At 60.6% G+C, this 3,648-nt stretch carries 3 protein-coding genes; all 3 read right to left on the bottom strand.

Translation table 11 applies throughout. From position 1 onward, the window contains the following. Window positions 1-198: 198 nt before the first annotated feature. Window positions 199-1,782 (bottom strand): amidohydrolase family protein, encoded by a 1,584-nt coding sequence (locus R6U20_RS06300; RefSeq protein ID WP_410337015.1) that lies wholly within the window; start codon window positions 1,780-1,782, stop codon window positions 199-201. A gap of 140 nt (window positions 1,783-1,922) precedes the next feature. Further along, window positions 1,923-3,257, bottom strand: coding sequence for an amidohydrolase family protein (locus tag R6U20_RS06295; RefSeq protein WP_410337016.1), 1,335 nt, complete (start codon window positions 3,255-3,257; stop codon window positions 1,923-1,925). A gap of 52 nt (window positions 3,258-3,309) precedes the next feature. Beyond that, window positions 3,310-3,474 (bottom strand): hypothetical protein, encoded by a 165-nt coding sequence (locus R6U20_RS06290; protein WP_410337014.1) that lies wholly within the window; start codon window positions 3,472-3,474, stop codon window positions 3,310-3,312. Between the last annotated feature and the right edge of the window lie 174 nt (window positions 3,475-3,648).

The following is a 3,648-nucleotide window of genomic DNA, read 5'->3' as shown; positions in this document are numbered from 1 at the left end:
GGGAGCTTTTGAACCTCTCTCCCTCAATATACAACAGCAGATCATTTTAATGAGGTAGCCCTTCACACGTCATCTCGTCACGGGGCTCCGCCTCGTGACGGGGCCGTTCAGGGGCTCTGCCCCGTTCTTGTGGACAGCCGGATGCCTTCTCCTTCACCCGCTCACCCTTCGATACCTCCATTTCCAGTTCGCAGCACACTATTCCTCTTCTTCCTCCCGAGCCGCCTCAACCATAGCGCGCACGTCGGCGCGGAGCCGGTCGGCATCGTAGACAATGCCGTCTTTTACAGTGTAGGTCACGCCGCCCACGCGCTCTACGGTGTCGGTGTCATCGTTAAGGCGCAGGGCGCCCGTGCCGTAAAGCACCTTCAGGTTATGCAGCGGATTCTCGTCTACGATGACCAGGTCGGCGCGCTTCCCAACTTCAACGCTGCCTCGGTCGTCGTCGAGCCCGAGGGCTTCAGCGCCATTGAGCGTGGCGGCGCGGATGACTTCGAGCGGGTGGAAGCCAGCCTCGTGTAGCAGCTCTAACTCACGGATGAAGCCGAAGCCGTACACCTGATAGATGTACCCGCTGTCGCTGCCTGTGGTGACGCGCCCGCCACGATTCTTGTACTCATTCAGGAAGGCCATCCAGCGGTCGTAGTTGCGCTTCCACTCCACCTCACGCGTGGTGGTCCAGTCGAAGAAATAGGAGCCGTGGTCTTCGCGGCTCGGGGTAAAGAACTCTTGCAGCGAGGGCAAGGTGTAGTCGGCGTGCCAGTCGGCGTTGCGGGCGCGCATCAGGTCGCGGCTGGCGTCGTAGATGTTGAGCGTGGGGTTGAGGGTGAAGTCGAGCGCCAGAAGCGAATCCATGACCGCGTTCCAGTGCGCAGAGCCGGGCTCGGCGGACTGCTGCCACAGGCGCCCGGCCTCGCGAAAGCGATCTTGCTCATTGTTGTAGTTGTAGTCGGTCGGGTAGTCTTGCACGGTGCGGTCGTCGAAGAGGGCTTCGGGCAGGCCATACCAGTGCTCCATGGTGTTGAGCCCCCAGGTGGCGGATTGCAGTGCATCGACGCGGGTCACGTTCAGTTGCGCGTGGTGCATGGCGGTGCCCAGGTCCTGCTGTTCGGCTTCGTCGAGGGCGGCTTCCATGATTGCCGGACGCGCCCCGAAGAACTTGATGCCTTCGCCCCCACGCTCGGCCACCTGGCGCACCCATTCGCGGGCGTGCTCGGGCGTGGAAATAGGCGCATCGCGATCCTGGCCAAAGCCGACGTACGCGACCAGATGCGGCGCTACGATTTCGTTGGCAGCACTGCGTTCGCGGTGGTCGAACGTCCACTCCGTGCCATTGAAGCTGCCCGGCTCGCGCACAGTGGTTACGCCGTGGCCCATCCACAGCTTGAGCACGTACTCGGCGGGCGTGCCCTGCGCGGTGCCGCCCAGGTGGCCATGCATATCGATAAATCCCGGCAGGATGTAGTGTCCGCTCAGGTCGATCTCACGGTCGCCGCCCTCGGGACGCTCTTCGTCGTCAATCGGCACGCCGGGGTAGCCCACGCTTTCGATATTGGTGATGCGGTTGTCCTCAATCACGATGTCGACGGGACCACGGGGCGGGGCACCGGTGCCGTCAATGAGGGTGGCGCCACGCAGCACCAGACGCTCGTAGGGCCCGTCGCCCTCGTCGGTGCGATCGGGGGCGGCAGCGGGGGCGTCTTGCGCCCGGACGATATGGGGGGCGCAGGCGATACTGATGAGTACGAGGCATCCAACGAGCCAGCGGGTGGGCAACGACATAGGCAAATCCGGGCGGAATGGAGCAGAGGCAATAACATAACGCATCCCCCTATATCTAAACGATATAGAGGAGACCCTGCATCACGCAGCGTCTCCTCTATGATACGATGCATACGAGGCAGGATCAACCGACAAGGCTGTCAGCGGGATACGTAAGGTTGAGCCGTGGTCGCGCCGTCTTGCTTGTAGACCGTACCGGCTTTCATGACAAACTGCACATCGTGAAGGATCGAAATGTCGTCGAGCGGATCGCCGTCCACCGCAATGATGTCGGCGTGCTTGCCAGATTCAAGCGTTCCCAGGTGGTCGAGCTGTCCGAGCAGATCGGCGGCGCTGTAGGTGGCGGCGTAGAGGGCTTCGTCGGGAGGCATACCGGCTTCGACCATGTACTCAAATTCTGTAGCATTGCGCCCGTGGCGGAAGACGCCCGCGTCGGTGCCGAAAGCGATGGGTACCCCACGCTCGTAGGCCTGGGCGAACATCTCCTGGATGACGGGCCCAACTTCGATGGCTTTTTCGGTGACTTCGGGCGCGTAATACCCTTCGGTGCGGGCGGAGTCGGCTACGCTCTTGCCGGCGGTGATAGTGGGTACCAGATAGACGTCGTTGTCGATCATCATCTGCATGGTTTCGTCGCTCATGTAGGTGCCATGCTCCAGCGACCGGATGCCTGCACGAATGGCCCGCTGCATGCCTTCGTCGCCATGGGCATGGGCAGCGACTTTCAGTCCATGGTCGTCTGCCGTCTCAACAATGGCGCGGATTTCGTCTTCTTTGAAGTGGGGGCGCGTTCCGTCGGCATTGAGTGAGAGCACGCCGCCGGTGGCGGTAATCTTAATGTGGTCGGCCCCTCGCTTGATAGCCAGGCGGGTGGCTTCGGCGGCTTCATCGGCACCGTTGGCTACGCCGTGCTCTACATCGCCCACCCCGACGATATCTTCGCGGTATCCAGTGGTCGGGTCAGCGTGTCCCCCTGTTACGGCAAGCGACTGTCCCGCCACAAACATACGTGGACCTACGATATTCCCCCGATTAATGCCGTCGCGCAGGGCCAGGTCGATGCCCTCGCTTCCTCCAATATCGCGCACGGTGGTAAAGCCCGCCATCAGCGTGGTGCGGGCATACTGCGCTGACTTGAGCACACGGTTCGCAGGCGAGAGGCGAAACGGTTCGATGTACCCGCCCTGCTCGAACTCACTGGAGAGGTGCGTGTGCATGTCGATGAGTCCGGGAAGACAGTACTGATCGCTTAGATCTATAACGATGTCGGCATCGCCTCCTGTGGTGTAGCCCTCCTGGCGCTCCACAACGCGCCCGTCTTCAACCACGATTGTCTGTTCCGGAACCGGTTCCATACTCACACCCGGGTCAAGCAGCGTTCCACATTGAACAAAGGTTTGCTGGGCAATGGCAATGGTGAAAAGTGCGCTTGTTAGCAAAAGACTCGCGGTAAGAAGCGTAGTGCGCAGATACATAGGCATATTAACGGTGTGTAGGGACTGTAAGTGGAGCCAGGGGAGGGTGGTGCTATGTCCAGGAGGGCGCATGGGGAGATACGACGCGAACGGCCTGGTCTTCGCCATCGTCGCCGTCATCCCCGCCGCCACCACCTGGGCCAACCAGGCTACACCCGGTAAGCAGCAGGAGACCTGCTACAGAGAGTACACAGGCAATACGTTGGAGGATCGTCATAGCAGCGATCTATTTTCGTGAGAGAAAACATGACTTGAAATGGAAATGGAAACTCTATTAACGAACCCAAAGGCGACGGCAGGTCAGCAGCAGCAGCAGTCCTTTCACCTTCTTCTCTCTTCTCTCTCTTCTACTTCACTTCACTTGGAATAGGAGGAACGAGAGGGAGAGATG

It is taken from the genome of Longimonas sp. (assembly GCF_046498435.1).
Taxonomy (GTDB): Bacteria; Bacteroidota; Rhodothermia; order Rhodothermales; family Salinibacteraceae; genus Longimonas.
Note: the sequence above shows the minus strand (reverse complement) of the source record. Positions and strands in the feature narration are given on the sequence as shown.